The organism is Arthrobacter sp. SO3, from assembly GCF_020532825.1.
In the GTDB taxonomy this organism is placed as follows: domain Bacteria; phylum Actinomycetota; class Actinomycetes; order Actinomycetales; family Micrococcaceae; genus Arthrobacter.
Genome location: NZ_MQTS01000244.1, coordinates 23,072 through 25,586 on the forward strand (window position 1 = coordinate 23,072; position 2,515 = coordinate 25,586).

Sequence of the window (2,515 nt, forward strand, 5' to 3'; positions counted from 1 at the left end):
GCAGGGCGGCGTCGGGGACGACGACGAGCTGGTCGGCGCGCTGGCTGAATTTTCGCACCCTGCGCCCGCTGAGCTGGATCTTGGTGGCCCGGAGCCCGGTCAGGTCCAGCACGATGGCCGACGTCGGGCGTTGGGTTATTGCGTGCACCACGGCCCGCCCGTTCAGGCGGTTGCTGCTGAGCTTGTAATCCAGCTCCAGTTCATACCGGGTGACCCGGTAGGCATCGGTGCCGTGACCCGGCAGGTACGGGTCCGGGGAGCCAACCATATCGTCCAGGGGCAGGCCGCCTCCGGTGCCGGACGCGGCCGTGGGACTTTGGGGGCTGGGACTCATCAACGGGCCTTCGGGATTGCAGGTGCGGTACGGGCGGGGCTACTTCGGCTTGGGGGCAGGGACGGCCGGGCCGCCCCAGGGGCTCACCGGATTGCCCATCCAGTAGGTCGCGGCGGGCACCGTTTCACCCCGCATCACCAGGGATGCCGGGCCCACCGTGCCGCCCTTGCCGATCCGGGCCTGCGGGAGGATGACTCCGTGCGGTCCCATCGTGGCCCCGTCATCGAGCGTAACAGTGTCGATGCTCATGACGCGGTCGTGGAAGAGATGGGTCTGCACGACGCAGCCCCGGTTGACCGTGGAGTTCCGGCCCAGGGTCACGAGATCCGCTTCGGGCAGCCAGTAGCTTTCGCACCAGGTACCTGCCCCGATCTTTGCGCCAAGGGCCCGAAGCCACCAGACCAGCGCCGGGGTCCCGGCGGCCGCGCGGGCGAACCAGGGGGCGCTGACCATTTCGATGAAGGTATCCACGACCTCGTTGCGCCAGATGAAGGAGCTCCACAGTGGATGCTCGCCGGGCCTGATCCGCCCTACCAGCAGCCATTTCGCCACCACGGCGCTGCCCGCTGCGACGGAACCGGCGAGCAGGATCACCACGCCCCCCAGGAGCGCCGCGATGCCGTAATTGAAGGCAGAGGCGAGCCAGTCGAAAGCCAGGAAGACCCCGGCGGCGATCCCGACCGTCACCACGACGGGGACAAAGCGGCACAGCTCCCACAGCGCGCGGGCGATCCGGAGCCGCTGCGGCGGTTCGTACGTCCTGGTGTCATCGGAGGCGATGGCGGTGCGCCGGAGCCGGACCGGCGGGCTGCCCAGCCATGACGTCCCGGACTTCGCCTTCGCGGGTGTCGCCGAAAGCACCGCCACGAGGGAGTTCTTGGGGACATTTCGGCCAGCCGCGGTCATGCCGGAGTTTCCCAGGAACGAGCGTTTGCCGATCTTGGCGGGAGCGATCCGCAGCCAGCCGCCGTCGAGCTCATAGGACGCCACCATCGTGTCGTCAGCGAGGAAGGCGCCTTCACCCACCGTGGTCATCTTGGGGATGAGCAGGACCGTCGAGGCCTCCACGTTCTTCCCGATCTTGGCCCCGAGCAGGCGCAGCCAGACGGGCGTGAACAGGCTGGCGTAAATCGGGAAGAGCAGGTCGCGGGCCAGGTCCAGGACCCGTTCGGTGGCCCAGACCTGCCAGCCGATCCTGCTGCGCACCCGGTAGTAGCCTTCGGCCAGGCCCACCCCCAGGAGGCGGGTGGCCAAGAGGATCAGCACCAGGTTGGAGAGGAACCAGACCAGGGCCGCCGGCGGCAGGGACAGCAGGAGCTGCGGCAGCGCGGCGCCCAGCGATTCGCGGCCCCGGATGAAGCCAAAGACCACAAGGGCAGCCGCGGCGGCGGAGAGATAGGGGATCAAGGCCAGGACGGCGGATGCCGTGGCGAAGCCGGCAAACCAAAGCCGGGCGATCAGCGGATGCTCCGGGGGAGTGTCCGGCCAGGAGTGTTTGGCCTTGCCCCGCCGCTCGGCCGGGGACCCCGCGACGAGTTGCCCGGACTTCACTTTGCCCAGCACGGCCGATCCCGGTTCAACCTGGGCTCCGGCGCCGATCGTCGCGCCGGGCATGAGTGTGCTGCGGGCACCGACCGTTGCGCCGGGTCCGATATGGATGGCACCGATATGGACGATGTCGCCGTCGATCCACCAGCCGGACAGGTCGACCTCGGGCTCGACATTGCAGCCGCTGCCAAGCGAGAGCAGCCCGGTGACCGGCGGCAGCGAGTGGAGCTGGACGTCGTTGCCGATCCTGGCACCGAGGGCGCGGGCGTAGTACGGCACCCAGGGAGCGCTCGCCAGACTGACGGCGCCGGCCAGGTCCTGGATCTGCTCCGCCAGCCACAGGCGCAGGTGCACCCGGCCGGACCGGGGGTACGTGCCCGGCACCACCTTGCGGAGCAGGACCCGGGCTGCGGCGATGGAGACCAGCATCCGGCCCGCAGGACTGACGAAGACGAGCCAGGACGCACCGACCCACCACCAGGACACGGTGGGAGCCGCCGTGAAGCCGGCGAACGACGAGAGCAGGTTGTTCGCCGCCATCAGGTACGTCAGCCAACGCATGCCGACGAGGATGTGCAGCGGAACCCCCATCAGCGTCTGGAAGACCTGCGACCGGCGCAAGGTGCGCCGCAC

At 69.3% G+C, this 2,515-nt stretch carries 1 protein-coding gene and 1 pseudogene; both read right to left on the bottom strand.

Annotation, left to right across the window (positions count from 1 at the left end; translation table 11 throughout):
• Positions 1-268: pseudogene (locus tag BJQ90_RS21160) on the bottom strand (M1 family peptidase); the annotation flags it as partial.
• A gap of 105 nt (positions 269-373) precedes the next feature.
• On the bottom strand, positions 374-2,515 hold a 2,142-nt coding region (locus tag BJQ90_RS21165; protein WP_319004676.1), incomplete at its 5' end, for a Pls/PosA family non-ribosomal peptide synthetase.